General features: G+C 42.6%; 26 protein-coding genes and 1 pseudogene. 19 read left to right on the top strand and 8 right to left on the bottom strand.

The annotated features are described in order from the left end of the window. From AR335_RS15425 to AR335_RS24210, 3 genes are all read left to right on the top strand, one after another. Complete coding sequence (locus AR335_RS15425) at positions 1-384, top strand: MmcQ/YjbR family DNA-binding protein (protein WP_369795847.1); 384 nt, start codon at positions 1-3, stop codon at positions 382-384. Positions 385-410: 26 nt separating this feature from the next. Then, entirely contained in the window at positions 411-1787 is a 1377-nt protein-coding gene (locus tag AR335_RS15430; RefSeq protein ID WP_062237561.1) for a dipeptidase, read from the top strand. A gap of 79 nt (positions 1788-1866) precedes the next feature. Beyond that, on the top strand, positions 1867-2181 hold the full coding sequence (locus AR335_RS24210) for a hypothetical protein (RefSeq protein ID WP_156419023.1): 315 nt from the start codon (positions 1867-1869) through the stop codon (positions 2179-2181). Here the strand turns inward: AR335_RS24210 and AR335_RS15435 are convergent. Beyond that, the gene (locus AR335_RS15435; protein WP_062237563.1) at positions 2178-3719 is read right to left on the bottom strand and encodes an MFS transporter; all 1542 of its coding nucleotides are present in this window, start codon (positions 3717-3719) and stop codon (positions 2178-2180) included. The genes AR335_RS24210 and AR335_RS15435 overlap by 4 nt on opposite strands. A gap of 573 nt (positions 3720-4292) precedes the next feature. Between AR335_RS15435 and AR335_RS15440 the strand changes: the two genes are divergently transcribed. Further along, positions 4293-4673 carry a hypothetical protein gene (locus AR335_RS15440; RefSeq protein WP_062237565.1) on the top strand — a complete coding sequence of 127 codons (381 nt, stop codon included), beginning with the start codon at positions 4293-4295 and terminating at the stop codon, positions 4671-4673. 27 nt (positions 4674-4700) lie between these two features. Here the strand turns inward: AR335_RS15440 and AR335_RS15445 are convergent, their stop codons facing one another. After that, positions 4701-5147 carry a hypothetical protein gene (locus AR335_RS15445; protein ID WP_062237568.1) on the bottom strand — a complete coding sequence of 149 codons (447 nt, stop codon included), beginning with the start codon at positions 5145-5147 and terminating at the stop codon, positions 4701-4703. A gap of 155 nt (positions 5148-5302) precedes the next feature. Further along, positions 5303-5503: a hypothetical protein gene (locus tag AR335_RS15450; RefSeq protein ID WP_062237570.1), complete on the bottom strand. Its 201-nt coding sequence runs from the start codon at positions 5501-5503 to the stop codon at positions 5303-5305. Positions 5504-5762: 259 nt separating this feature from the next. Between AR335_RS15450 and AR335_RS15455 the strand changes: the two genes are divergently transcribed. From AR335_RS15455 to AR335_RS15475, 6 genes are all read left to right on the top strand, one after another. Beyond that, complete coding sequence (locus AR335_RS15455; RefSeq protein WP_082683554.1) at positions 5763-6974, top strand: FtsW/RodA/SpoVE family cell cycle protein; 1212 nt, start codon at positions 5763-5765, stop codon at positions 6972-6974. 68 nt (positions 6975-7042) lie between these two features. Continuing rightward, entirely contained in the window at positions 7043-7216 is a 174-nt protein-coding gene (locus tag AR335_RS25245; protein ID WP_255357590.1) for an alpha/beta hydrolase-fold protein, read from the top strand. 38 nt (positions 7217-7254) lie between these two features. Further along, positions 7255-7806: an alpha/beta hydrolase gene (locus tag AR335_RS15460; RefSeq protein WP_255357591.1), complete on the top strand. Its 552-nt coding sequence runs from the start codon at positions 7255-7257 to the stop codon at positions 7804-7806. Between the two features lie 268 nt (positions 7807-8074). After that, a complete protein-coding gene (locus AR335_RS15465; RefSeq protein WP_082683581.1) occupies positions 8075-8563 on the top strand; it encodes a zinc ribbon domain-containing protein in 489 nt (162 codons plus the stop codon). Between the two features lie 12 nt (positions 8564-8575). Next, complete coding sequence (locus AR335_RS15470) at positions 8576-10213, top strand: zinc ribbon domain-containing protein (protein ID WP_062237575.1); 1638 nt, start codon at positions 8576-8578, stop codon at positions 10211-10213. Positions 10214-10246: 33 nt separating this feature from the next. Beyond that, a complete protein-coding gene (locus AR335_RS15475) occupies positions 10247-11668 on the top strand; it encodes a zinc ribbon domain-containing protein (RefSeq protein ID WP_062237576.1) in 1422 nt (473 codons plus the stop codon). A gap of 60 nt (positions 11669-11728) precedes the next feature. On the opposite strand, the gene AR335_RS15480 is transcribed toward AR335_RS15475, so the two are convergent. Together AR335_RS15480 and cls are read right to left on the bottom strand one after the other, a co-directional pair. After that, entirely contained in the window at positions 11729-12259 is a 531-nt protein-coding gene (locus AR335_RS15480; RefSeq protein ID WP_062237578.1) for a DUF2179 domain-containing protein, read from the bottom strand. Positions 12260-12490: 231 nt separating this feature from the next. Continuing rightward, complete coding sequence (gene cls, locus AR335_RS15485) at positions 12491-13723, bottom strand: cardiolipin synthase (RefSeq protein ID WP_156419024.1); 1233 nt, start codon at positions 13721-13723, stop codon at positions 12491-12493. 131 nt (positions 13724-13854) lie between these two features. On the opposite strand from cls, the gene AR335_RS15490 reads away from it, so the two are divergent. The 3 genes from AR335_RS15490 (at position 13855) to AR335_RS24215 (ending at position 15600) form a co-directional block, all read left to right on the top strand. Next, the gene (locus tag AR335_RS15490) at positions 13855-14346 is read left to right on the top strand and encodes a VanZ family protein (protein WP_062237582.1); all 492 of its coding nucleotides are present in this window, start codon (positions 13855-13857) and stop codon (positions 14344-14346) included. A gap of 87 nt (positions 14347-14433) precedes the next feature. Then, positions 14434-15246 carry a hypothetical protein gene (locus AR335_RS15495; protein WP_156419025.1) on the top strand — a complete coding sequence of 271 codons (813 nt, stop codon included), beginning with the start codon at positions 14434-14436 and terminating at the stop codon, positions 15244-15246. A 231-nt stretch (positions 15247-15477) separates the two neighbouring features. After that, entirely contained in the window at positions 15478-15600 is a 123-nt protein-coding gene (locus AR335_RS24215; protein ID WP_156419026.1) for a DUF3789 domain-containing protein, read from the top strand. 82 nt (positions 15601-15682) lie between these two features. On the opposite strand, the gene AR335_RS15500 is transcribed toward AR335_RS24215, so the two are convergent. Together AR335_RS15500 and AR335_RS15505 are read right to left on the bottom strand one after the other, a co-directional pair. Further along, entirely contained in the window at positions 15683-16111 is a 429-nt protein-coding gene (locus tag AR335_RS15500) for a hypothetical protein (RefSeq protein WP_062237586.1), read from the bottom strand. Between the two features lie 94 nt (positions 16112-16205). Next, positions 16206-16916: a L,D-transpeptidase family protein gene (locus AR335_RS15505; protein WP_082683555.1), complete on the bottom strand. Its 711-nt coding sequence runs from the start codon at positions 16914-16916 to the stop codon at positions 16206-16208. A gap of 76 nt (positions 16917-16992) precedes the next feature. Between AR335_RS15505 and AR335_RS23245 the strand changes: the two genes are divergently transcribed. The 3 genes from AR335_RS23245 to AR335_RS15520 all read left to right on the top strand — a co-directional run bounded on the left by AR335_RS23245 (position 16993) and on the right by AR335_RS15520 (position 24026). After that, complete coding sequence (locus AR335_RS23245; RefSeq protein ID WP_082683556.1) at positions 16993-18585, top strand: M14 family metallopeptidase; 1593 nt, start codon at positions 16993-16995, stop codon at positions 18583-18585. A gap of 169 nt (positions 18586-18754) precedes the next feature. Then, positions 18755-20362 (top strand): M14 family metallopeptidase, encoded by a 1608-nt coding sequence (locus AR335_RS15515; protein ID WP_062237588.1) that lies wholly within the window; start codon positions 18755-18757, stop codon positions 20360-20362. Positions 20363-20831: 469 nt separating this feature from the next. Beyond that, complete coding sequence (locus AR335_RS15520; protein WP_062237590.1) at positions 20832-24026, top strand: hypothetical protein; 3195 nt, start codon at positions 20832-20834, stop codon at positions 24024-24026. Positions 24027-24115: 89 nt separating this feature from the next. Here the strand turns inward: AR335_RS15520 and AR335_RS15525 are convergent. Continuing rightward, a pseudogene (locus AR335_RS15525) lies at positions 24116-24607 on the bottom strand (ComEC/Rec2 family competence protein); the annotation flags it as partial. 445 nt (positions 24608-25052) lie between these two features. Here AR335_RS15525 and gvpO point away from each other — a divergent pair. Genes gvpO through AR335_RS15540 form a run of 3 tightly spaced genes read left to right on the top strand, consistent with a single transcriptional unit; the run spans position 25053 to position 26316 of the window. Beyond that, positions 25053-25310 (top strand): gas vesicle protein GvpO, encoded by a 258-nt coding sequence (gvpO, locus tag AR335_RS15530; protein ID WP_062237593.1) that lies wholly within the window; start codon positions 25053-25055, stop codon positions 25308-25310. Then, positions 25310-26044 (top strand): GvpL/GvpF family gas vesicle protein, encoded by a 735-nt coding sequence (locus AR335_RS15535; protein ID WP_156419027.1) that lies wholly within the window; start codon positions 25310-25312, stop codon positions 26042-26044. Before gvpO ends, AR335_RS15535 begins: the two co-directional genes overlap by 1 nt. Then, positions 26041-26316, top strand: a complete 276-nt coding sequence (locus AR335_RS15540; RefSeq protein ID WP_062237597.1) for a gas vesicle protein GvpG — start codon at positions 26041-26043, stop codon at positions 26314-26316. Before AR335_RS15535 ends, AR335_RS15540 begins: the two co-directional genes overlap by 4 nt. Positions 26317-26342: the final 26 nt, after the last annotated feature.

Below are 26342 nucleotides of genomic sequence, written 5' to 3' on the forward strand. Positions count from 1 at the left end.
GTGGCAAGCCATAAAGAAATCGTTTCAGAGACAGGCAAGCAAATGCTGCAGCAGGTCCGGGGAATTTGTATTGGTTTTCCGGAAGTAACGGAGCATGTCGACGGTTTTGGCCATACATCGTTCCGTGTGAAGGACAAGCCCTTCGTCATCATGGGAGAGAATGAACAGGGAACTTCATTGGCGATAAAAACACTGCCGGAAACACAGGAAATACTTCTTCAAGAGGATCGGTTTTTCAGACCTGCTTACATCGGCCAGCACGGCTGGACCTCGATCTACCATTCAGGCGGAATGAACTGGAAAGAGATTCATAGCCTGATTCTTGAAGCCTATCAGCGGACTGCGCCTAAGCGTTTGGTAAAATTGCTGGAAGAAAACCAATAATTCGAAGAGGAAAGGAAGTACATACCATGAACGAAAAAATAGAAGAGTACCTTGCAAGCAACAGAGATGCCCATTTGAGCCAGCTGAAAGATTTTCTCGCCATACCAAGCATCTCGACGCAGACAGAGCACAAGGGAGATATGGAAAAAGCAGCGCAATGGACCGCAGAATCCTTGCGCCAGCTAGGCATGGATAATGTAAAGGTATATGAGACAAAAGGACACCCGGTCGTTTATGGGGAATGGCTTAAGGCAGAAGGAAAGCCGACTGCCCTCATCTATGGCCATTATGATGTCCAGCCTGTCGACCCGGTCGAGCTATGGAACAGCCCGCCATTTTCTGCTGAGATTCGTGATGAAAAGCTCTATGCCCGTGGGGCGAGTGATGATAAAGGCCAGACCTTTATGCACTTTAAAGCACTGGAAGCTTATTTAGAAACAACAGGTACACTGCCGTTGAACTTCAAGTTCTGTATTGAGGGCGAGGAAGAGATGGGAAGCCCCAACCTGCCTGCTTTTGCGGAGGAACATAAGGACTTATTAGCTGCTGATCTGATCGTGGTTTCGGATACAGGCATGATCGAAAAAGGAAAACCCGCCATCACTTACGGACTTAGAGGATTGTGCGGCCTGCAGATCGATTTGAAGGGACCGAGCGGAGATGTTCACTCCGGACTGTATGGCGGGGCGATTCAGAATCCCATTCATGCACTCGTTAAAATCGTAGACTCCTTCCATAGTGAGGACGGACATATTTTGGTGGATGGTTTCTATGATGATGTTTTGACGGTTACCGAACAGGAGAAGGAAGAGTTTGCTTCCCTTCAGTTTAATGAGGAGGAAGTGAAGAAGGAATTAGGTGTGAATGAGTTATACGGTGAAGAAGGCTACTCTTACCTTGAGCGCACATGGACCCGTCCGACTCTTGAGGTGAACGGGATCTATGGCGGCTATCAAGGCGGAGGTTTGAAAACCGTACTGCCGTCAGAAGCCCATGCGAAAATTTCGTGCCGTCTTGTACCGAATCAGGATCCTGATAAGATTGTTGAACAGCTCAAAAAGCATATCACGAAGCATCTCCCAGCTGGAGTTGAAGTAGAAATGTCTCGCTTTGATCAAGGGCATCCTTACTTGACGCCGATCGATCATCCTTATGTTCAGGCAGCAGGGGAGGCTTATGAAAAAGTGTACGATGTGAAGACTTCCTATATAAGAAGCGGCGGTTCCATTCCGATCATCGCAACATTTAAACAGTTGTTTAACCTGCCGATTGTATTGATGGGATTCGGCCTGCCGAATGAAAACTTCCACGCACCAAATGAGCACTTCCATCTTGAGAATTTTGATAAAGGGATGCGCGTTCTGTGCCATTATTGGGAAGATATCGCGAAATTAGAGCTGTAAATGAAATTGGAAGACCCGGGCTATGGCGCCTGGGTCTTTTTTGGTTATAAAAGGGGCTGTCCAAGAAGTCTGGTAGCGGTTGATCTCCGCTCCAGGCTGCTCGCTTTTACCGGCGCGAGCTCCTACTTTCGCGGGGCGTGCGGTGAGCCTTACCGGCGTGAACGCCTACTTTTTGGCGCAAGCGCCTGCGGGAGTCTCACCTGTCACGCTAGTCCCGCAGGACAAGGAAGGCTCCGGCAGCTTTTTATCGCACGAAGAAAATGTGAAGTTCATTTTCGAGGAGTCTCGCACCTTGCACTCCAATCAACTTTTCATTGAAGATTTTTCACGTCAAAGGAGCTGCCTGAAGGTCAATTTTCGACTTTCAGGACAGCCCCTTCCCAAATTCTATTAACTTGCCGGCACTTCTTCCCGGGTTTCTGTTTTCTGATTTCGGTTGCCCATCACATAGCGATCGCCTCCGACGAACAGGGCAACGATAAAACCAATGGCACAAGCGATTAACGCGAGGTAAAACCCGTGGTGCAAAGCCTTTTCGACCGCATCTCTTAAAAAGCTGACGACTTGAGGGGGAAGCTGAATGTTCTTTTGCATCAGGATTTCCGGCTTAGCCATCTGCTCCACTTTATCCGCTGGAAGCTGAGAGGAGGCCGCAAATTCCTTCATCTTGTCTTTTAGATCATTGTTTACGATCGTAGCGGTAATGGCAGCCCCCATTACACCGCCGATGCTCCGCCAGAATCCGACGACAGAAGAGGCAATCCCGATGTATTTACGATCTACAGACTGGGCAACGGCATTTTGTGAAACGCTCATGAGCGGCCCAAGAACGAGGAGGCCGAGTCCGATCATGACTCCCGTTACGACCCAGTTCGCGGTTTCGTGTGTAATGGTTCCGAGCAAGTAAGCTTCGATGATCCCAACACCCATCGCAAACGCCATGATTGTGCGGAAGCGTAATTTGGTACAAAGGAAACCAGCTGTTATAGCCCCAACCATGATCGGAAACATCATCGGCGTCAGTACGCTGTTTGAGTTTTCGTTCCCGATGACAGCCACCGAAAGAATAGGCAAGTAGGTGATGGCCGAGAACATGATCGCACCTTGGCAAAACACGACGATGCTCGTTCCGAGGACCATTTTATTTTTAAAGATGGAAAGCGGAAGGATCGGTTCCTGCGCTTTTCGTTCTACCAATAGGAATAGCGCAATGGATACTGCGGCTCCGGAAAACAGTCCAATGATCTGTGCTGAATCCCATGCATAATCTTTTCCTCCCCACTCCAGTCCAAGCAGAAGCAGGACGGTAGAGGAAACGAGCAGCAATGTTCCTAAGTAATCAACCTTAGGTTTAAAGTCGGATTTGGATTCTTTTAGAGCGATGGCCAGCGTAACAATCGAAAGCAAACCAAAAGGAACGTTAACGTAAAAGCACCATCTCCAGCCTAATAAGGAAGACTCGGAAATCCATGTGCCGATCTGCGGCCCCAGAACGGAGGAGATTCCAAAGATACCTGCAAAGATACCCGACATTTTAGCTGCTTGCTTCGGATCAGTTGAGACTGAATAGATAATCGTAAAAGAAATAGGGAAAATTGCACCTGACCCGATACCCTGAATGACACGGTAAAAGATCAGCTGGTCGATGTTCTGGGCGGTTCCGCACAGAGCGGATCCAATCAGAAACATGCTGATACCAATCAAATAAAACAGCTTTCGTCCAAATAAATCGCTCATCTTCCCAAAAACGAGCATTGTACTGGTCGCTGACAGCATATAGGCTGTGAAAATCCAGCTCATTTTGTCAAAACCGCCGATGTCTTTAATCACTTGACTGATGCTGGCTGAAACAATTGTGTTATCCAATGAAGACATGAAAAGCCCCAAAGCCATTGCCAGCACGACGAACCCCATTCTTTTATCTTGAGCCATAACCTCACCACTTCCCCTTTATATATTCAAGAAATACCATTATTTAGAATACCATCATCACTGATGGCTGAACAGTTAATTTTTTATAAAGGAAAATAAGCCCCACGTACAAGCATTCCATTAAAATCATCATAGATTACTAGGAGGAGGTGATTAGTTTGCTGCGAATCAGATGCAACTGTTCAGCACAAAGACAGCATGCTTTACGTAAACCTGTAAACGTCATTACTTTTGGTGGTATAGGATGCAGAGGCTGTTGTTCACGTTAAGAAGAAAGATTAGGATGCTGTCGATTATTTTCCGGGAAATATGATGCGATATGTCGTTTAGATTCAATGTTTGGCGGATACACATAAGAGTAGGCGATGGAAAAATAAATGTAGACATATAATGCAGCCATCTACGACAACTTTTTTAACAAAAATAGAATAACCTAAACCCAGAAGGAACCAAAACAAAATTTCCTGTTAGAAAATATTACGAATTTCTATTTTATATAGCCATTTTTCCGTATAGTTGCATAAAGATATGTACTACAAGCCTGTTGAATAAAAAGGAGAGGCGTGTAAACCAATGGCTACCTATCACAATCAAGTATTTGTGTCTGTGCCGGAACACGAAGTCCGTGATAAATGTTCACCTATTTACTTTACCTGCATTCAGGAAGGTTTGATCGTGCGTGCCGCTTATATCGGAGAGGGCATACAATGCGGGACATTAGTCGGCATGGTTGATCATGAAGGGGAACTTCATTTTAAATACCATCATGTGAACAAGAACAATGAGCTGCGGAGCGGAGTGGGGAGGCTGGTGCCTGAATGGCTGCCAGATGGCCGCTTAACGCTGACTGGAACCTGGCAGGGAATGGACGGCTTACAACAAGAGAAAATGCAGTGCCATTCCTTTCAAGGCGCTTTTCAAGGTGCCAGGCACCTCAATTACACAAGTGTGTAATCGTGGTGCCTGGCACCGTTTCTTTTTTTAACGGCAGAGCTGAAGCTGTGGCTGAGAAAGAATTCTTATGGCTTCCTTATTGTTTGAAACATCCAAAAAAATTTTTGTCTTCTCTCCCAGATAAATCGCTTCGATTGTCACTCTACACCACAATGCCCCATGGATCATTCCGATTTGTCCGGGTGCACCTGAAGCAATATCAAGGATTTGAATGACTTGCTTTTCTGTCCAATGCAAATGCAAAGGATAAAGAGTATTCCTGACGGCCTGAATTTCGTTCGGAATCTCACCTTCTGTACTTCCGACTACAAATCTAACGACATTTTGAGGACTGTTGGGATCTGGTTTCAATTGTTGGAAGCCATTGATGTTTATACCGTTCAGTGCAAAGTGCTTTAGTAATTTTGCAAGGGTCCGATCATCTGCTATTAATAGAAACTGGGTTCTCATTTTATAATTTAGTCCGTTAGGCATCGATTCCATTACTCCTTTAGTGGCTCTTATTTATTTAAAAATATGTCATAGGAATAGTACTCATAACCAAAAACCAGAGGACACCCAACGCTATTTTTAAAATGTAAAAAGCCCCTCCTGTTAAATAAGGAGAGGGCTGCTTAAATTTAAATCTATTACTTGAAAATATCATACGAGACGGTTCCACTTTTGATGGTGAGTGATTTTAGTTTTTGGTTTACTTCTGGGTTGGTTTTGAGTTCTCCCATGAATTTATCATAGGCTTCCTGGACAGAGGAGACCGTGTAAACCGCCCGCTGCCGTTTTTGGTCTGTTGAAGCTTCTACTAAAAAGAGATCAAACGTGTCTTTGTTCAAGAATCGCACCCCCATAGCTTTATAGTTATTATTTTCTGCAATAGTATTGAGAGTCCTGCCTATGGAGGTGCTGTTACAAAAAAGTAAAATTAACAGAGGAGTTGTAAAATAGCTTCTATTAAATGGATAGTTAAAAAACAGGCAGCAGTGAACGCTGTCTTTTTTTGTCCGGTTCAGAGGATAATGTATCGATTTTGTCGCATAATTTATCATCCAAGATGTTCCAATATAGAGTAGAATAAGAGTGGGTGATCAAATTATGCTGAAAAAATTAATAAAGAATATGGATTATAGTTTAGTAGTGGCCACGGTTGGCTTATGTATATTTGGTTTAGTCATGATCTATAGCAGCAGCTATTGGGTCGCATTTAATTATGGTAGAGAAGCTGATTTCTTCTTTAATCGGCAGCTCATTTTTGTACTCGGAGGTTTTGTGATTTTTTGTCTCTCCTCTATCTTTCCATACAAAGCGTATATGAAACTAACAAAACTATTAATTACGGTGACGGTCTTTCTATTAATTCTTGTTTTTGTTTTGGGAAAGGTCGTTAATAATGCGCAATCGTGGATCAGTCTGGGAGGGTTTAACCTTCAGCCGGCTGAAGCGGCAAAAATCGCGATCATCATCTACTTGGCATCGATATTATCGAAGAAACAATCCTACATTTCCGACTTTAACAAGGCCATTGCACCACCGTTAGTCGTCGTTGGATTTATTGCCTTCCTTATTCTCATGCAGCCTGACTTCGGTTCAATGCTCATCCTGGTTTCCATTGCGGCATGTATCCTGGTTTGTGCGAAGATACGCTTTCGCCATGTTGCGATTCTTTCGGTATCGTCGGCAGTACTGATGATTGTTTTCTTCATGTTTGTGGCTAGTGATGAACAGCTTTCCCGTTTTAAGGGAGCCTACTCACCATTTGAACACCAGAAAGAGGGCTATCAGCTCATCAATTCCTATGTCGCCATTTCTGCCGGAGGAATGGAAGGGGTAGGGCTCGGGAACGGGCGTACAAAGTATGGATACTTGCCAGAGGGACAGACAGATTTCATCATCGCCAACGTCTCGGAGGAGTTTGGATTTGCCGGTGTTCTGGCCTCAATCACAGGATTATTTTACATCGTGATCAGAGGATTTATCATTGGCCTGCGCTGTAAAGATACGTTCGGCCGGCTGCTGGCGTTCGGAGTGGCCAGTATGATCGGGATCCAATCGTTCATTAACCTTGGCGCTGCCACAGGGCTCCTGCCAGTTACCGGTGTTCCACTGCCTTTTCTAAGCTATGGCGGGTCATCACTTCTGGTCATCATGTTCTCGATGGGGATTCTGACGAACGTTTCCGCGTTTGTGAACATAAAACGAAACCCGGTTCATGAAGATGCTTTGGATAAAGATAAGCCTTTAACACCTCTTCACAAAAACACGGTTGCTGCGTTTCCTTATCAAAACAAAAAGAAACCAGCCCACTAAAAAAGGTTTGCAAATTGCTCTCTCATTCCGTCATGATGTAAGAAAACCGAAGAATGGGAGAGTGGAAAATGATTGATACGTTCGAAGTTGTCATCACGCCATTTCAGAGAAAACGGAAGGTAAGGGTCTGCCTGCCGAATGGTTATGAAACAAGCGGAAAAACATATCCTGTCCTGTACATGCATGACGGACAGAACCTGTACCGTGATGAGATGCGAGCTTCGGCACATCCTGGGGTGTAAAGGATTATATAGAAGAAAGCGGTCTTGAGCTGATTGTCGTGGGGATTGATTGTGCGGATGGAACTGACCGTCTGGATGAGTACGGTCCATGGGAGAATGCCGACATTGCAGACAAGCTGAACCTGGATAAAAATGCTTACGGCGGCGAGGGTGAAAAATACATCGATTATATCGTGCATGAACTCAAACCTCTGATTGATCAAAAATACCGTACCCAGCGCAATGACACGCTGATGGCAGGAAGCTCGATGGGCGGTTTAATCTCGACATACGCGGCCTGCGCCTATCCGCTTATTTTCACTCGGGTAGCTTCTGTATCGTCTGCCTATTGGTTCAGCCAGCAGGAGATTGAAGAGCTGATCCGGGACAGCGACCTTTCCAGCGTGAAAAAATTCTACATGGACGTTGGTACAAAGGAAGACTCCGGAAACGTAAATAACCAGATGTATATCGATTCAAGCGACCGGGTTTACGAGATCATGAAGGATAAGGTGAGTGACTGCCGCTATGACGTAGTCGAAGGCGGCATACATAACGAAGCAGATTGGAGAAAACGCCTGCCGGAGATTTTGGGTTATTTGTTTAACTGAAATCAAAAAGTTCCTATCCCAATACAATGGGATAGGAACTTTTTTGATTGTAAATTGTAATTTTATTACAAGTATCGGCATTCATTTTCCTCATAAAAAGAAAAAATGAGAAATATAGTAAATAAAAGGTAGTCTTTTAGTCATATATCGGTATAATAAAAAAGTAGTAAAAAAGGAATGCTTTGGGTCGATACAAAAGGGAGCACCGTCCTTGATTTTTGGACGCTATTCTATATATTTTAAAGGTGAAAAAGGGGAGAAAAATTTTATGTCAGATTTGCAGGCTAAGTTAGGGGATGGACTTACCAAAATTCAGGGCAGCCTCCAGCAGGGAAAGCAGAAGCTGCATACTGCCCAAGAAGTGGGACAGCTCAGGAAATCGGGAGCAGAAGCATCGGCTAAACGGCTCGAGCTTATCGTGGGATTAGGGGAAGAAGTCTATTCCTTGATCCGCAAAGGGGAGTTTGTTCCTGCTCATTTATCACGTATGGCTGAAGAGATTCAAGTACAGGATACGGCGATTTTCCAAGTGAACAGAACCATTGAAGAGCTGAACCGTAAAAATACGGACGGCGGATATTCATGCTCATGCGGAGCACCTGTCAGTTCCGCTGACAAATTTTGCGGCAGCTGCGGAAAACCAGTTGTGATTCCAAACCAGAATAGCGAGCAATATACGCTTCAATGCCGTACATGCAGTGAAATGATTCCAAGCGGATCCGAGTATTGCGGATGCTGCGGAAATAAAACGGTTTAAGGGGGGACTTGCGTGTATTGCAGCAGTTGTGGACATTTAAATGATCCGAACATGAATTATTGCGCCAAAGACGGTGCGGCACTTAACCTTCCAAAAAAACCGAACGGCCTTTTCACAAGCCGGGACTCCAGGTTCTGCTCATCCTGCGGAACAGAAAATGACAGGCAGCAAAACTATTGCCGGTCATGTTCAGCGAGCTTGTTTGCATTAACCAAAGGTAAAGAAGATTTAACAGCCATTACAGGGGCAGCTCGTGATACGCTGAAAAACACGGTGAACAGCCAAACCCTGCAAAACGTGAAACAAACCGTTTTGAATTCAAAAAAAGTAAAATTCGCCCTTGGCGGAGCACTGATTTCTTTTTTAGTTGTACTTATTCTTTCATTTGCAATTAACGGGATTTTGAACAAAAAGGTAGAAGCGCTTTTAGAAAATGATGAAATTAGTGAATTTAATGTAGGTTCCATTCTGTCAGAGATGGGCTCCCTTGGAGACGGGGTCGATGCCCCCGAGCCTGATTCGCTGGTAGGTGTGACAGACTGGATTCTTGCTTCGCATATGGTGGATTCGACCATTCACGCAGGGATCAAGGGAAGTGCAGGAGAAGAAACGCATTCAAGCAGCGCTGATTTTGAAACAAAGTCAGGTGTGCTTATTCTGCTTCTCATTCCATTCATCGGTCTTGTGGCTGGGGGATATTTTTATGCTGCGAAAAACAAAAGTGAAGCATTGGCAAACCGCTTTAGCGCCGCTTTAATTATTGGTGCTGTATATGCACTGGTCCTTGCCATCCTGTCTTTCTTTGCAGGATTCTCCTATAATCTTTCTGTTAATGAAGAATTTATGAAAATGCATCTTTCCATCGATACGGATTATTCATTCTGGGGCTCATTGTTCAATGGCTTTGTAATCGGAACATTGTTCAGCTTCCTTGGGACTTTGCTCCAGCTCGGTGCTTTTAAAACGACAGGGCATCTATCTTCACGCCTTTCCTATGGAGAGCCGATCCATCAGGCGGCAAGCACACTTGTACGCGGTGTGATTTTAACAACCTTGGTGCTCTTTATCGTCAGTGTAATCAAGATTAACGATGAGGCAGCTCCTTCTGAAAATGTACCTTGGACGGCCGTTTTCGTATTCATAACGCAGCTGGGTTTATATGTTTGGAACATTCTTAACTTCTCTACCTTCAAGTTCCAGGGTACAGCTGACGGTGATTCCGGGTCCTTGCATTTGTCCCTCTTCTCGGGAGCGGGCGGCACAGCTACAGATAACTCTATTGTATCCGGTTTTCGCTATGCGATTGAAGAAACACTGAACCTTGATGCTTACATGTATCTTGGGCTGCTCATTCCGGTTGTACTGTTTCTCTATGCCGGCTACCGCATTTATTTAAAATCACAGAATTTCAACAAAGATTTACTCATTTTCAGTGCGGTATACAGTGTGCTGCTCACGTTTATTATTACGGCAACACGTTTAGCGATTACGGTATCAGGTGACTTGATGAGCCAAATGAGTATGGACGATATGGGAGGCATTCATTTTTCTCTCGGGTTCTCCTTCTTCGGCACGTTGTTTGCCAGTCTGATCTTCTCCGCACTGCTCGCTTATGCGGGAAGCTATATTGCACGTTTAAGACAACATTAAAAAGAGTTTGATAGAAAAGAAAGAGGGTAAACCATGAACTTTTGCAAGGAATGCGGAACCCAGCTGCCTAGGGGCAGCGGATTCTGCAAAAACTGCGGAACTCCGTATAAAGGACAGGAATCAGTGCCAGCACCAGCTGAGCCGACAGGGAGCCGTTCTTCAGAAAAGAGCAAACGTCCCAACAAGCCGCTGATCATTTCAGTGGCTGCCCTGGTGGTCCTTCTCATTGCCGGTTTTACGGCTTATAAAGTGATAGAGGGCAAAACAGGTCCGTCTGCTACCGTGAAGAATTTTAAAGAGGCTATTGAAAACAAAGACACGGAAGCGGTAAAAGGCTTCATTAACGAAGGACAGTCTGAAATTGAAGCGGATGACAAGACTACGAAAGACTTTATTGAATATGCCAGTAAAAACAACTCGTTTTCATCAGCGATCGATTCTCTGGAAAAACAAGCAAGCGGGATGGACGGCGAGACACTTGCCCGTCCGATTACCGATGAACATGATAATGAATGGCTTCAATTGAAAAGAGACGGCAAAGAATGGCTGTTCTTTGATCACTATGTGGTCGAGGTCAAACCGGTAACTGTTAAAGTGACTTCTAACTTTGAAGATTCATCCGTTTACCTGGACGGCAAGAAAAAAGGGATTCTGGATAAAGAGGACGGCATTGTAAAAGCAGGGGAAATCCTGCCGGGAAGCCATAATGTAAAAGTGGAGTACAAAGGAGAGTACGCAACCCTCTCCGATGACGTGGACGTTGATGTGTCAGAAGCGGAAAAAAACCTTCTTGAGGTGGAGGTTCCTCTTGAAGGGAAATACGTTTACATCAGTTCCAACTATGGTGATGCCAACCTGTTTGTCAACGGCAAGGACACCGGCAAAACAATCGATGACATCGATAAATTCGGGCCGGTGGCTACAGACGGTTCCATTTCGCTTCATGCAGAAAAAAACTTTGACGTCGGAAAAATGAAAAGTGAATCGGTTGTGGTCAACAACGATGAAGACGTGAGCCTGGACATTGACTATGACGAATCCGCTATGGCCGCAGGAGACGAAACAATGGATGACGATAGTGGATTATATAAAGATGAAGTTAAGAACTTTATGCGTGAGTACGTCAAACTGTCTGTAGAAGCGATGAACACCCATGATTTCTCGATGATCTCCGATTATCTCGATGAAAGTGGAGATGCATACGATGAAACGAGCAAGTACATCGATTATGTGAACGAAAAAGGAATCACAGAAAAATTGGTGGATTATGAAGTGATTGACGTTGAGCAGTTCGATGAAGAAATGATCCATGTTTCAGCATACGAAACCTTTGATATTACGTATGGCGATGGAGAAACAAAGAGAAAGAAATTCAAATCCCGCTATGCGATATATGCTCCATACGATGGAGGCTACTATATTAACAAGCTGCTCGAAACCAAAGAAGTGAAATAATATCGTACAGAAAAAGGTGCCAGGCACCGCAAATATGCGGGTGCCTGGCACCTTTTCAATTTATTTTGCATGTTTATCTTTCTTCATGCTCTTTGTAAGGTAGCCGCCTTTAAAGCTGCGGATCTCGAAGGAGACGAGGAAGGCTTTTGGAGCGATTTCGTCGATAATGCGGAGGAGTTCTTTTTCCCGGCTTCTTTTCGCCAGTACATCCAGACGAAACCGCGCATTTTCTTCGCGCCCTTCACCTTGATAGACGGTTACGCCGAATCCTTCTTCGCGAAGGCGGTTCACCAGTTTTTCTGACCGGTCGAGCAGGTTGATCTGGTGCGTGACGTAGCCGATGGCCAATTTATTCTCAAGCACTCCGCCCAGCAGGAGTCCTACTCCAAATCCGAGAGCGTAGGCGACAATGTTCCAAATGTTCGACATATCCTGAAACACGATCCCGAGGGACAAGACGTTGATGGCCGCTTCAACCACCCCGATGACACTCGCTTTTCGTGTTTCGCCTTTAACAAGCAAGATGGTACGGACGGTCACAATCGGGAGTAGAGATAGCTGCATAAGGAAAATAATGAGGGGTTGCCACATGTGAGTTGGACCTCCTTGAACGTAGTTCTGTTATTCGTGACAGTGTAACACAGCATGGTTATTTTTTCTTGTTGCTGTGTTCCTATTTCTTTTCTAGCAAAATTGTCACACGGTGTCGCATTATGTTTTACCTTAAATAGAAGCAGTGAAACACGATATGTGAAAGTAAACGCTTTCAAGGGCGAAGTTTTTTAAACAACTAAAAACAGACGGCCTATTTCACCGTCTATTCTATAAGAACCGGGAGAGCAGGTTGGCAACTTGTTCCCTTCCTTTTTGAAGCAGAGGTCTCTTTTGGTATCTTTCATAGGTAAGAAGTTCGGAACGCCGGATGTCCTCTTCAATCGATTCTTTTACCATGTTTATAAAAGAAGGGGTATAGAAGAACCCGTTCATTTCATCATTTAAATAGAAGCTTCTCTTGTTAAAGTTCCCTGAACCGATATTACACAGCTCATCATCCACGACAATGACCTTGGAATGGTAGAACCCTTGGTAGAAGCGATAAATCTTGCAGCCATGCGGCAAAAGCAGGCCATAGTACCTGAAAGCAGCTTCCTTTACGAGCGGGTAATCGGCCTGAAACGGCACTAGGATTTTAACATCTACTCCTCTTTTTATAGCTTTAATGAGCTCATCGGTCAGTTCCTTTCCAGGAATAAAATAAGGGGTGCAGATATACAGCTCCTTTTTTGCATGTTTCACAAGGGCAAGGAAGATATCCTGCAAATGTGCTCCGTTCGTGCTTTCAAAATGATGCTCGATTCCACCGGTTACCGTGACGTTCTCCTGCGGCAGATAGGTTTGCTTCTCTTGTGTGGCAACGTTCCAATCTCTGTAAAACTGATTCCGCAGGTCATCCACACCTTTCCCCTGAACCTTCAGATGATAATCTCTCCAATAGCCAAGCTTCGGATTGTTTCCGAGATATTCTTCGCCCAAGTTAAACCCGCCGATATAGCCAATCGTCCCATCGATCACACTGATTTTTCGATGGTTGTGGGTGAGGGAGGTGAAAAGCAGGTAAGGAAGACGAGGCTTATTGGAAAAAGCCACTTTCACTCCTTCATCCCGGCAGAGTTTGATCTCTGCTTTCGTCACATTTTTTGAGCCATAATGATCGAGCAGCAGCCGGACGGTAAGGCCTTCTTTTGCTTTCTGGCGCAGGATACTGAGAAATTCATTGCAGATCTTGTCGTCGCACATGGTATAAAACTGAATCTCCAATGACTTTTTTGCATTCCGAATGTCGTCAAAATAGCGGGTATACAGCTCCCTGCCGTCAATAAAGAGAGTTAGTTCGCCGCTGCGTTTTGGATATTGCTTTACGCCATGCAGGTTCAGGTGTTTTTTATATCCGAGGTAATAGCTTAGCCATAGTAAAAATACGATTAGAATGAGAATGAGTACTGTTATGATCAGTGCGTACATCGTAAAGGATAACCTCCATAGGATTATAATCATGCCATTTCCTTCACAGTTTTGCTCAATATAGACAGATTCATTCAATCGATGCCTCTAGAAATTGCACGCTTTCCATAGTATATTGGCTTATATATATGTAAACGTAAGTCAGGGGAAAGCCAGGTGTACTCATGAAACGCTTTTTATTTTATTGGCTGCCGGCCCTTTTAGCAGCCGGCGGTATTTTTTACTCTTCAGCCACGCCTTATGAAAAACAGGACATGCGGCCGACGCTCTCGCATTATTTGGACCATAAAATGATCGCAAACTTCTTCTCGTCCACCGTGTTCCAATATTCCGGTGAGGAAGTCAGTGTCCAGGCACTAGGCCCGGCTGGATTTGTAGAGTTCCTCATCCGGAAATTGGCTCATTTCTCAGTTTATCTTTTGTTAGCCTTTCTTTTATTCAGAGTGCTGCGCTTTTATTTTAATAGAGGAAAGACGTTCATCCTGTCGTTTGTCCTGACAGTAGCCTATGCAGCGTCGGATGAAATTCACCAGCATTTTACCGCGGGGCGTTCACCGCATGTGGAAGATGTTATGATCGATGCAACGGGTGGATTAGTGGGGATAATAATTGCGGTGCTGATTTACTGGAGGCATTTTCGTCGAAAAGCACAATAATTGTTCGACAATTATTTTATTTCCCCATGTAAGCTAGCCATTTTCTGCCGATATCTTTAATAACAGAGATGGAAGCGGGGGAAAATGTTGAAAAAGAAGAAGAAGTTTTTATACGTCATGATTTGTATTATCTGCCTGGGAAGTCTGGGATTTGGGAATTTCTATTATAATATGAAGCTTGAAAATACAGCTAATGCTGCAAAAAAAGCAATTCATGATGAATCCATTGTAAAAGAAACTGCCGAAGAGACAGCCATTAAAAGTACAGAGGTTAACAGTGAAGAATTGATGAAAAATTTTCCTGAGGATTTAGCTGCAAAAGTCAATGAAAAAATGAAAGCGGGAGAAATCGTTAAATTTGCAGCGCTAGGCTCTGAATCAACGTCCACTGAAGATGGATCTTGGGGGAAACTTCTGCAAAATGGGTTGGATAAAGCTTATGGTAAAGGCGCAATAGAGGTTACCGCAGAAGGGATTAAGGATGAGCTTTCAATTAATATTACCAAAGATAAAGAGTATAGATCCCTGTTGGAGGAGAAGCCAGATGTCCTTCTCATTGAACCGTTTTTGCTGAATGATAACGGAAAAGTAAAAGTGGATGATACGCTAGGAAGCCTTAATGTTCTTCTCGCTGATGTGAAAAGAATATCTAAAAGCACAACCGTAATGATTCAGCCGCCAAACCCTATTTATAAACCAGTCTTTTATTTGGACCAGGTGAACCGATTGGAAATGTTCACAAAGGAAAAAGGACTTATTTATTTGAACCACTGGGGATCATGGCCGGATCCTGATTCGGAAGAAATGAAAACGTATGTAGATATGAATACTTATCAGCCAACTGAAAAAGGCGATAAAGTTTGGGCAAAATACCTTATAAATTATTTCACAGGAAAATAAAGAAGAAAATCCCTCTTACGGATGCTAAGGGGGATTTTTTCGTTAAACGTTTGTTTAAAAAGGTTGTCGGTATCTTTACAGGACAGGCTGATTAGGTTCGACACCATTTTTTGATGGATTCCAGTATGATTAAATTAGCTTCATAATCCAAAGTCCTTAATATTTTTTTTAGTAACGAAAACTTTAGGTAAAATATGAAGATAGCACTTATGAGGTACTGGAGGTTCAACCATGCTGATGTTTATCGCAGGCTGTTTTGTAGGATCTATCCTTACTGTCTTTATTATGAGCCTAATGTTTGTATCCAAACGAGCAGATGAAACGAGTGAAAGACAGCATAAAGAAAAAGAATAGTAAAAAGTAAAATAACAAGGTGCCAGGCACCGCAGTTACACAAGTGTGTAATTCCGGTGCCTGGCACCTTTTCATATTTCTCCTATTGCTGGCGCTTCTTGATTTCCTTCAGTGCCACCAGTTTTAAGGCTTCCATTTCTTTTGGGGTAAGCTTTTCATTTAATGTGGCTTCGATTTCTCGCCGCTCTTGGGGAGAGACCCCATCAAGGGCTTTGTTCTTCATGTCTTTCAGGTCATCCATGCCTACTTTTTTTATGACGGTCTTCAGGGCTTCTTCTTTCGTATGAAAAGGGAGGTTCCGCTTTTCAGCCAGGGCGTCGAGGTCTCCGCTATTCTTTGCATACTGTGCAACTTCAGGGTCATCCATCAGTTTGTCAACGTCCTTGCTGTCCACGATCTGAGTGGCTACCTGATCTACCAGCTTGTTTGCGCCAAAATTGACAATAGCGTTGTAAGCAAAGTAGCCAATACCGCCAATCAGCAATACAAACACCACAACCCATTTCATCATCGAAAAAGCCCCCGTGTTTTTGTTTTTTTTATAAATGGTGCCAGGCACCGGCTCTTACATACTTGTGTAATCCCGGTGCCTGGCACCAAAAACTTTAATACATATCCTTCATCTGTTTCTCTGTCCCTTGAATGAACACTGGCTTCTTGGCTAGATCCATCCATTTAAGCAGCTTGACCACATTATCTTGAGACACTGCCGTACAGCCGGCTGTCGGTTTATCCGACGCTCTCCAAACATGGAAGAAGATCGCACTTCCAGCTCCTTTAACAATCGGATGCGTATTGTACTCGATGACCGCTCCGTAATGATAAAGCGGCTCAAGCTTCATGCGTTCAAAGGACTTCCAGCGCTTTTCTGGATCACCTTTGTACACGATCCATTTGTTGTAATCCCTGGATGTCACATCGTCGACCCAGTAGTCGTACTGATCGGTTTTTGTGTAAGGAAGATCCACTCCGGAAGGTTTCTTAACTGTTCCAAAGCTTCGGCCGATATAAAAGATGCCAGCGGGAGACTTGCCATCACCTTCTTTTTTCTTCGGACTGATGCCGTTTTTCCCGATTACAGCGGGCATGGAGTATTTTTTCACCCATTTGCCTTTTACATACTCATATGCCGTGATTTTAGCCGTGAATTTGTCTGCCTTTTCCGCTGTCACAAATACTGCCTGTTTTGCCTTCTTATCTTTATACACTTTTTTCAGCAAGGCTTTTTGATGAGAAGGAATGGAAACTGCATACGAAGGAGTGAACGAACAGAACGCAACGATTCCTAAAACTAGTAAACTCAGAAATTTCTTCATTATTCTTTCCTTTCTTTACCGTTTTTCTTTTATTATACAATCTTTGCTATGGCATAAAAGTGTTTAGGAGGTAATTATGAAAAAGAACCTAGTGATTTTCATTCTGGCTATGCTTATTTTCCTATCCGGCATTGCACCAGAGGCTTCAGCAGCAAGCATGGTGAATCCAATTCAAACGTATACATACACAGAAATGACGAGGGACATAAAAGCTCTTGCCAAAAAATATCCAGATCTGATTCAATACCGTTCTCTTGGAAAAAATCCGTACGGCCGGGAAATCTGGGCCGTAAAACTTGGAAAGGGAGATGCCACTGTTTTCTACAATGCTTCCCACCATGCCAGGGAATGGCTCGGCACCAACATCGTCATGGAAATGATCGATCAATACAGCAGCTCATATGCCAGCAAGAAGAAGTTTGATGGCTATGATGTTCGAACTCTATTAAATGATGTTTCCATCTGGTTTGTGCCAATGGTAAACCCGGATGGAGTTACATTACAGCAGCAGGGAGTCACTGCTTTTCCGAAATCCGTACAAAGCAAGCTGATTAAAATGAATAAAGGAAGCAGAAACTTTAAGCACTGGAAAGCGAACGGCCAGGGCATTGATCTAAATCGCCAATATCCTGCAGGATGGAACCTCCTCTCCAAGCGCATCAGCGGGCCAGCTTCCCAGAATTTCAATGGAAAGAAGCCGCTTGAAACGATTGAAACAAAGCTCATGTATGACTTTTCCTATTATATAGATCCGGAGGCTACCATTTCCTATCATACATCGGGAAGAATTCTCTACTGGCACTATCGTACGAAAAAAGAAAACTACAGCCGCGATTATACGATGGCAAAAGCGATTGGTTCGATGACCGGCTACCGCCTTGTTGCTCCAAGCAATTCGGCCAGCGGAGGGGGCTATAAAGACTGGTTTGTGTCATCATTCGGCCGCCCGGGGTTTACACCTGAACTCAGCTATCACGTCGGGGAAACCAATGTGCCGGTTAAGATGATATCCGAAGAATGGCGCCGAAACAAAAAGGTGGGTCTATACGTTGCAAATGAAGGACGAAAGCTGTGGGAAAAGAAAATTAAGAAAGTAAACATGCCGATCACAACCTTTGATTCTATCAATTTGTATGACCGCCCAGGAGCAGCCTATAAAACAAAAGCAGTATTCAAGCCGCAAAAGGTAACGGTGATTGCGGTGAAAGGAAACTATTTCAGGCTGAACACAGCATCGGGTAAAAAATGGATTCCTCAGGCTCACTACTTAAAAGGATCCTATAACGTCATTGATCTTGTGAAAAAACCAAAAGCTCTTCTATTAAAAGAAAAGACCCAGCTGTACAGTCTGCCGTCCACTAGCAAGAAATACGCAAAAACCCTTCCGGCAGGTGAAGTAAAAGCAATTAAAGAATCCGGAAACTGGTACGGCGTACAAACGAAATACGGCTTAAAGTGGATTCCAAAAAGCAAAACAGCGGATTTCACACCAAAAACCGTATCCTTGGAAGAAACAACAGAAGCTGACACTGCAGTGTATTTCTTACCATTGGATAACGCTACGACAGCTAACACCATACCTCAAGGAACAGCGATTTCCATCACAAAAGAATGGAACAGCTGGCAATATGTAAGTTCCCCGGCCTATAAAGGCTGGATTAAAAAATAATTTGAACGCTTTGGTGCCAGGCACCGCGATTACATAAGTATGTAATTGCAGTGCCTGGCACCTTTATTTGACAAAAAGATACGTAATTATCCTTATGTTCTGAATTATTCCTTTTCTAGTATAATTAGAGAGTTAGGGAAAAAACAAAAACTCCAACAGGGGGAAAAGGATGAAAAAAACATTATTTGCTCTAGTACTGGCTGTTCTTGTCGGCCTGTCTGGCTTCAGCTTTACGCCATCGGCTTCGGCAGCCAGCTATGTTAACCCGATTCAGACGTATACATACTCCGAAATGACAACGGATATGAAGCAGATTGCAAAAGCTTATCCGGATCTTGTTCAATACCGTGCACTCGGCAAAACAAAGTACGGCCGAACCGTCTATGCGATTAAGCTGGGAAAAGGGGATGCCACGGTATTCTACAATGCCTCTCACCACGCACGCGAATGGATCACGACGAACATCGCCATGGAAATGGTGGATGCCTACAGTGATGCCTACAAGAAAAATACAACCTACCAAGGCTACAACGTTCGCAATCTCTTAAATGACGTATCCATCTGGATCGTACCTATGGTTAATCCAGACGGGGTCACCCTTCAGCAATCGGGCTTAAAAGAATTTCCGAAGTCTGCACATGCCGGCCTCATCAAAATGAACAAAGGCAGCAAAAACTTCAAGCGCTGGAAAGCCAACGCACAGGGTATAGACCTCAACCGCCAGTATCCAGCCGGCTGGTCTCAGATTCCGCGAAGCGAAGCACCAAAGCCTTCCTATCAAATGTACAAAGGAACAAAACCGCTTGAGGCACCTGAAGTAAAGCTTCTCTATAACTTCACGTCCTATGTTAACCCGGAAGCGACCATCTCTTATCATACATCCGGACGCATTCTTTACTGGCACTACCTAAATAAAAAGGCAAACTACAACCGTGACTACGCGATGGCCAAGGAATTCGCGGCCATGACCAAATATAAGCTCGTTAAAGCGAACAACGACGAAAAGGGTGGAGGCTACAAAGACTGGTTCATCACGCAATATGGCCGTCCAGGCTTAACACCGGAACTGAGCTATCATGTTGGTGAGACCAATCCTCCGGTATCCGCGATCAATGAGGAGTGGAACCGAAACCGTAAAGCAGCTCTTTATGTAGCAAATGAAGGAAAGAAGCTGTGGGAGAAGAAGTTTACAAAAACGAACACAACGATCACAACGTTCGCGCCATTTAACCTTTACCACCGTCCAAGTTCCACTTACAAAACAATCACAAAGCTAAAAGCGCAAAAGCTGACGGCAATTGGTACAAAAGGCAGCTATTTTAGAATCAGCACGAAAGATTACGGCAAAAAGTGGATTTTAAAAGATAACTATGTAACAGGCACCGTCACTGAATTTCATACAAAACCAAAGACATTTCTCGTAAAAGAAGCAACACCGCTTTATTATTCTCCGATTGCATCCAAGAAAACAACAAGCAAACTTTATGCAGGTGAAGTTCAAGCCATTAAATCGTATGGCAGCTATTTCGCGGTCAAGACAAAGTTCAATTATGACCTCTGGATCAAGAAGGACAGCAATACAGTAGATTTCAATCCGACAGCTGTGAACCAGCAAGTTGAGCTAAAAGCGGATACAACGCTGTATTCCCTGCCGATCGAAGCAAAGAAAACGACAACCACCCTTAAGCCGCAAACGGTGAAAGCTACGAAAAAATGGAGCAACTGGCTCTATGTAGAAGGAACAGAAGGCAAGGGCTGGATACAACAGAATCAATAGTATTAGGACTAAATAAGGACTGCCATTTGGCAGTCCTTATTTCTTTTTTTCGACAAATGGAAAAAAAGAATATTATTTTTTAAGAAAACTATTAATATCTGACAAAAACTGTCGATAATACTTTTGTAGCAAGTAAGGATAAGAAAATAGGCTTGTACTTAATGTACTATTAATATTGTAATTTATGTTAATGGGTAGTAAAAAAATAACATTAAGTTTACAAAAAATACTAGCTTTTTATCGTAATTTGTTATATCATATGAAATGTATTACACAGTTGGAAGATTATTCCTATTTTAATATACTAAATACCTAATAGGTGATCTTGTCCGACAAAGGCTTTTGGTTTTAAAAATTAGTTGGAGCTGGCAATAGGTACATAGTTACATAGCTTCCTAGTCCGGAAGGTTTTTGCTCTCTGATTAGTTTTTATAAAATAATTGTGATTTAGGAAGGGGAATTTCAGGTAATGGACAAAAAGAAAGCTCTTAAGATCGCGACAGCAACGACTGTTGCAGCAAGCGCATTCGTTTCTGTAGCACCAGCAACATTCGCTGCTTCTACATCTACAGCAAGCAAGGCAGTAACAAAAGCAGAGGCAGATGCTAAGAAAGTAAAGGATCTTTACAACGCTAAAAAACTTAGCTTCAAAAAGATCTCTTACAAAACAGCTACAGCTTCTTACAACAAAGCAGTAGCTGAGGTTAAAAAACTTGCTAAAGGCAAAACAAAAACGGCTCTAGAGAACCGTTTGAAATCAGTTAAAAGCATCCACACTTATGCTGCTAACTATAACAAAGCAATCGATCTTAGTGCTGCACTAGCAACTGCTACAAGCAACGTGAACGCAGAACTTAAAAAAGCTTCTTTCGATCTTGCTGGAGCTAAAAAAGATCAAGCTGCTCTTAAAACAGCTACAGCTAACTTCTCTAAGCATGTAGTAAAAGGTACTGTATACGGTGAAAGCCCACGTGCACAATTCACTGCTAAATACCTTACTCCAGCTAAAACTGCTGCAACTGCAGTAGACAAAAAAATCAAAGCTGTTGAAGCTGAACTAAGCGACGTTAAAATTGCAACTGCTGATGTAACAGCTCTTGAGTCTGCTGTAAAAGGCCTTAAAGACGAAGCTACTGTAGCAACTGCAGAAAAACTTCTTACAGCTGCTAAAGCATCTTTCGCTAAAGTTGACACTGCATCTGTAAAAGCTGATCTTTCTAAAAGAATCTCTGCAGCTGAAAAAACACTTGGCGATTTCAAAACTGAGTGGAACGAAGTTAAAACAGCTACAGCTGACGTTGTAAAACTTGAAGAAGCTGTTAAAGCTCTTAAAGATGACGCTACTGTAAAAGCTGCTGAAGACGCTCTTGCAACTGCAAAAGCTTCTTACGCAAAAGTTGACACTGAGACAGTTAAAGCTGATCTTGGAAAACGCATCGAAGACGCTGGAAAAGGAATTGAAGCTAAAAAAGCTGAACTTGCTGTTCCTAAAGTTGAGTCTGTAAGTGCGATTAACGCTTCTCAAATCGTTGTTAAATTCAACAAGCTTGTTGACGAAACAACTGCTGGAGACAAGGCGAACTATACAGTTGAAGGAAGCCATCCTGCTTCTGTTGAAGTTCAAGAAGACGAGAAATCTGTAGTTTTAACTCTTGCAGCTCCATATGCTGAAGCTAAAACTGTTGCAGCTCAAGTTGAAGGTGTTAAACTTAAAGATTCTCAAGATAAATTCCCGTTATTTGCTGGTACAGTAACAATTGAAGATAAAGTTGCAGCTAACATCAGCAGTGTTGCAGGAACTACTAACGGAGATGTTTTAAAATCTGTTAAAGTTTCTTATTCCGAGCCTGTAAAAGCTGGTGCTGCAATTAAAATCGATGGTGTTAAAGTAGCTGTAACTTCAGCTGGTGTTTCTCAAGATATTTCAGGTCTTTCACTTGATGCATCTAAAGAACACACTGTTGAAATTGTAAACCTAACTGATGGTGCTAACAACGTGGCTCCAGTTGTTTCTTACAAATTCTCTGCAACTAAAGACGTTTCTGCTCCAACTGTTAAATCTGTTTCAGCTCTTAACGACAATCAATTTGTTGTAGAATTCTCGGAAAAAGTGGACAAAGCAACTGTAGAAACTACTGACTTTGCTGTAGTTAAAACTGCATCTCTTTCTCCTGTATCTGTAACAGGTGTTGCACCAGTTAGCGATGATGTAACAGGTACTAAATATGTTGTTACAACAAACCTTGCAAGTGCAGATTACTCTCTTGTAAATTCAATCGCTCTAAATATTGCGATTAGAGACAAAGCATTCAAAGACGTTCCTGGTAACGAAAGTGCAGCTTCTACAGCAAGCGTAACTCTTACTAAAGATGCAGTGGCACCAACTCTTGCTTCCACAGTATTTGAAAAGGATAATGACGGAGCAGTTACAAAAGTTACTCTTAAGTTTGATGAAGAAGTAAACTTAGGTGCTGGCATGGATTACACTGATCTAGAAGTAGTACAAGACAATGGTGTATTACAATCTGGATTCTTCACTAAGTCAGAAGTAGACGGTAAAAATGTTGTTCTTACTGTGAAATCTGGAGTTAAAGCTGGTAAGTTTAGCGTATCTCTACCTACTGGTTTCGTAGTAGATAAATCTATCGCTGGTAACAAATCTGTTGCTTCATCTTCTATCGTAGACTTTGGTAAAGGTGAAACTGCAACTACATTCGTTGTTTCAAGTGCTAAAGTTTTGAAATCAAACGAAATCACAGTTACTTATCCTACAAAAGTTGTAGGTGGAGCATTTGATGGATCCGCAACTTCTTTAGACCGTTATACTCTTAATGGAAAAATGCTTCCTGAAGGAACAAAAATCACTCTTGATGCTGGTCAAACTGTAGCTACAATTGTACTTCCTGCAGGTTCAATTTCTAGCACAGATGCTGCTGCAGTATTCCAAGTAAACGGAGTTAAAGCTCTAACTGGTGAAACAAGCAAATTGTTTACTGAAACTATAACTATTACTGACAACGTAGCACCAGTATTAACATCTGCACAAGTTCTTGCTGATGGTCAAACTTTCGTATTTAACTACAGCGAAAATCTTGGAACAGTAGGGGCAACTCTTGGTTCTGAATTCAAGTTTGTGGTTGATGGCAAGGAAGTAACACTCGCTGATGGCGAATTTACTAAGGTAAGTGCTTCTGGTAAGCAAATTGTTGCTAAGGTAAATGCAACTGTTTCTAACAATGATGCTAAACCTGCTTCTGCAGCAGTATCTGGAACTAATGCATCGATCGCAACTGTAGCGAATGGTGATAAAGCTACTCAAGATAAAGTATATACTTATACTGTAGGTCTTGGTGTAGTTGGTGGAGCTAATGAAGGTCAACCTGTTGTAACAGATGGAACTACTGAGTATGCACTTTCTAACGGCGACGCTACATTTAAAGTTGACAATGTTGATGTGTCTGTAAAAGGTGCTAAAGATGGAGATACATTTACAGTAACTACTAAGAAAGCAGTTGCAGCTACAACTTCTGCACTTGCATTCAACACTTCTAAAGTTATCACTGTTGAAACTGTTGCTCCAACTTTGGATGCTGCAAGTTTCGATATTGAGGACTTGGTTGGAAATGACCAAAAAGCAGAAGTAAAACTTACAACTACTAGATAATTTGTTATAAGAGATACTTCAAAAAAAGCTCTGTAGGTGATCTTCTCTACAGAGCTTTTTTCAAAAATTATTTTTATACTTGTGCTGAATTAAGGATTGGAAACATTCTTAATACGGCACCCCTTTTCTGGAAAAATCCCAAAGACAATTGTCTTTGGGATTTTTTCTATCGTTTTTACTGATAACGTGCTGCCGTTTGTTGTAAATACGATGGATCCCTTTTGATCGGTGCGTAAAATTTTAGCTGGTTTCAATAGATTTACCACTTCTTTCGTAGGGCGGCCATAATGGTTTTTACCCACAGAAATGACCGCATATTGCGGTTTCACCTTTTTAACAAAAGCCGAGCTGGTTGATGTTTTCGCTCCATGATGTCCTACTTTTAAAACGTTAGCTTGCAAGTTCTGCTTAGAGTTGATCATGTCGGTTTCTGATTTGAACTCTGCATCCCCTGTGAAAAGGAATGATTTCTTCCGAGATACCAAACGAACAACTGCACTCCAGTTGTTCAAGTCACTTTTGCTGTATGTTTTAACAGGAGCAACAAACGTGGCTGAAGTTCCTTTGAGGGGCACTTTAATACCTTCCATTCATCAGATTGCTGGATAATTTAAATCCTTTGATTTTTATCATTTTGCTCTTCCTCTTGGGGTGCCGGATCCTATCATCATTAGTAGCACATCCAGCTATAAGAAAAGCAGAAATCCACATAATATTTTTCACAGCAGGAAATAGTAAAAAGGATATAAAAGTTTAAATAGGAAGGATGAATTAAACCATGAATAAGAAATGGGTATCTATGCTGCTTAGTGTCATCTTTAATAAATTAAACTTTTAGTCAATCAGCTAGAGCATATAATCTACACTCCACAAATATACAAAAATGCTTTTCTCTATTTCTGCATGATTTATGCTCCTCATAAGCACTATTAATCCTAGATCTATTTGATTGCAGTATATTATTAATAAAAAAGATAAAAATGGTAAATCTGACATTAATAGGATGTAACGAAAGGGGTTTGATCTATGCAAAAAACACTGGAGATTATTGAACATTTTTTTACTGAACATCTTTCTCCGCCCCATAAAATTCCTTCAGTTGAACCCGAAGATGGAGGCTTTAGGGCTGTGGTTGAAATTATAGAGGAAAAAGAATATATGAGAAAATATGCAAGAGATGAAATAGTAGGAGTTTATGAGGTGAAATTGAACAGCGAGAATGAAGTTATTTCGTATTCGCGCATCTATTTAAAGAACAGGGGAGAGACAGGACATTGGGAGTAATGGCAGAAAAAAAGGGATTGTATGTATTTTGTATTGCTCAGTATAAGAGTAGTAAATCCGAGAGTATTTATTTTGCCTCAAGGGAACGAGAGTTGATTTTTGTTCCTTATCAGGACATGGTTCTTGCTGCAGTGGAAGTTCCTCTTAATCTTCGTCCATCAAAGGAAAACCTGCTTATACACCAGAAGATTATTGGCTCCCTTATAGAAACAAGTGAAGCGGTCTTTCCGTTTAGCTTCGGGCACGTTGTCAGATCATATCAGGAAGCAGCCTCTATGCTCCAGCGGCTTTATCCTCAGCTAAAAAATATGTTTCCTTCAATCCGCGGGAAAATAGAAGTTGGACTGAAAGTGATTGGAAAAAAGAAGTGGCTCTTAAAAAAGCTTGGGGAGGCCGAATCCTGTTTTCACAAACGATCAATAAGCCCTAAAGACCGTATTAAACAAGGTGAAATGGCTGAACAGTTTTTTCTCAAATTAAGGAAAGAGTTTGACCAGAATCTTCATAAAAAACTCTCCTATGCTGCTGATCAATCCCGGCTGAACAGCATTTTAACCGAAACGATGCTGCTGAATGCTTCTTACTTAATCAAAAAAGAGGAGGAAGAAGCCTTCGATCTTCTAGTGGATAGTCTTTGTGAACCTTGGAGGGATCAAGCTGATTTTGTCTATACTGGTCCATGGCCTGCTTATAATTTTGTTGAAATCCGGCTTCAGGCTGAACAGAGCTCATGATTTCCATTCTTTTATTTCCTTTAAAGCTTTTACTGATGACAGCTGAAAAAGTAAAGGAGGAGGCGGACCGGGAACTTTACGATGTTGGAATAATACAAAAAAAGCTACTGATGCTGGAAGTTAGTTATGAAAACGGCGAACTGGCTAAGGAAGAGTTTGACCAGCAATACTTACAATGGTTGTGCAGGTACGAAGATGCCAGAGAAAAGGAACGAAATGCATGGACTGATTGGATTGAATGTACATCCAATTCAGAGAATGAGATTGAATAAAAGACAAGATCAGAATAAATGGACAA

The organism is Fictibacillus sp. FJAT-27399 (genome assembly GCF_001510655.1).
Lineage (GTDB): Bacteria > Bacillota > Bacilli > Bacillales > Fictibacillaceae > Fictibacillus_C > Fictibacillus_C marinisediminis.

Excerpts from the sequence above, each read along its gene's own strand:
- gvpO (WP_062237593.1), top strand. The coding sequence starts at position 25,053 with ATGCAAAAAACACTGGAGATTATTGAACATTTTTTTACTGAACATCTT.
- AR335_RS15535 (WP_156419027.1), top strand. The coding sequence starts at position 25,310 with ATGGCAGAAAAAAAGGGATTGTATGTATTTTGTATTGCTCAGTATAAG.
- AR335_RS15465 (WP_082683581.1), top strand. The coding sequence starts at position 8,075 with ATGTCAGATTTGCAGGCTAAGTTAGGGGATGGACTTACCAAAATTCAG.
- AR335_RS15540 (WP_062237597.1), top strand. The coding sequence starts at position 26,041 with ATGATTTCCATTCTTTTATTTCCTTTAAAGCTTTTACTGATGACAGCT.
- cls (WP_156419024.1), bottom strand. The coding sequence starts at position 13,723 with ATGATTATAATCCTATGGAGGTTATCCTTTACGATGTACGCACTGATC.
- AR335_RS15490 (WP_062237582.1), top strand. The coding sequence starts at position 13,855 with ATGAAACGCTTTTTATTTTATTGGCTGCCGGCCCTTTTAGCAGCCGGC.
- AR335_RS25245 (WP_255357590.1), top strand. The coding sequence starts at position 7,043 with ATGATTGATACGTTCGAAGTTGTCATCACGCCATTTCAGAGAAAACGG.
- AR335_RS24215 (WP_156419026.1), top strand. The coding sequence starts at position 15,478 with ATGCTGATGTTTATCGCAGGCTGTTTTGTAGGATCTATCCTTACTGTC.
- AR335_RS15445 (WP_062237568.1), bottom strand. The coding sequence starts at position 5,147 with ATGCCTAACGGACTAAATTATAAAATGAGAACCCAGTTTCTATTAATA.
- AR335_RS15440 (WP_062237565.1), top strand. The coding sequence starts at position 4,293 with ATGGCTACCTATCACAATCAAGTATTTGTGTCTGTGCCGGAACACGAA.
- AR335_RS15455 (WP_082683554.1), top strand. The coding sequence starts at position 5,763 with ATGCTGAAAAAATTAATAAAGAATATGGATTATAGTTTAGTAGTGGCC.
- AR335_RS15480 (WP_062237578.1), bottom strand. The coding sequence starts at position 12,259 with ATGTGGCAACCCCTCATTATTTTCCTTATGCAGCTATCTCTACTCCCG.
- AR335_RS15505 (WP_082683555.1), bottom strand. The coding sequence starts at position 16,916 with ATGAAGAAATTTCTGAGTTTACTAGTTTTAGGAATCGTTGCGTTCTGT.
- AR335_RS15500 (WP_062237586.1), bottom strand. The coding sequence starts at position 16,111 with ATGATGAAATGGGTTGTGGTGTTTGTATTGCTGATTGGCGGTATTGGC.
- AR335_RS23245 (WP_082683556.1), top strand. The coding sequence starts at position 16,993 with ATGAAAAAGAACCTAGTGATTTTCATTCTGGCTATGCTTATTTTCCTA.
- AR335_RS15515 (WP_062237588.1), top strand. The coding sequence starts at position 18,755 with ATGAAAAAAACATTATTTGCTCTAGTACTGGCTGTTCTTGTCGGCCTG.
- AR335_RS15430 (WP_062237561.1), top strand. The coding sequence starts at position 411 with ATGAACGAAAAAATAGAAGAGTACCTTGCAAGCAACAGAGATGCCCAT.
- AR335_RS15435 (WP_062237563.1), bottom strand. The coding sequence starts at position 3,719 with ATGGCTCAAGATAAAAGAATGGGGTTCGTCGTGCTGGCAATGGCTTTG.
- AR335_RS15520 (WP_062237590.1), top strand. The coding sequence starts at position 20,832 with ATGGACAAAAAGAAAGCTCTTAAGATCGCGACAGCAACGACTGTTGCA.
- AR335_RS15475 (WP_062237576.1), top strand. The coding sequence starts at position 10,247 with ATGAACTTTTGCAAGGAATGCGGAACCCAGCTGCCTAGGGGCAGCGGA.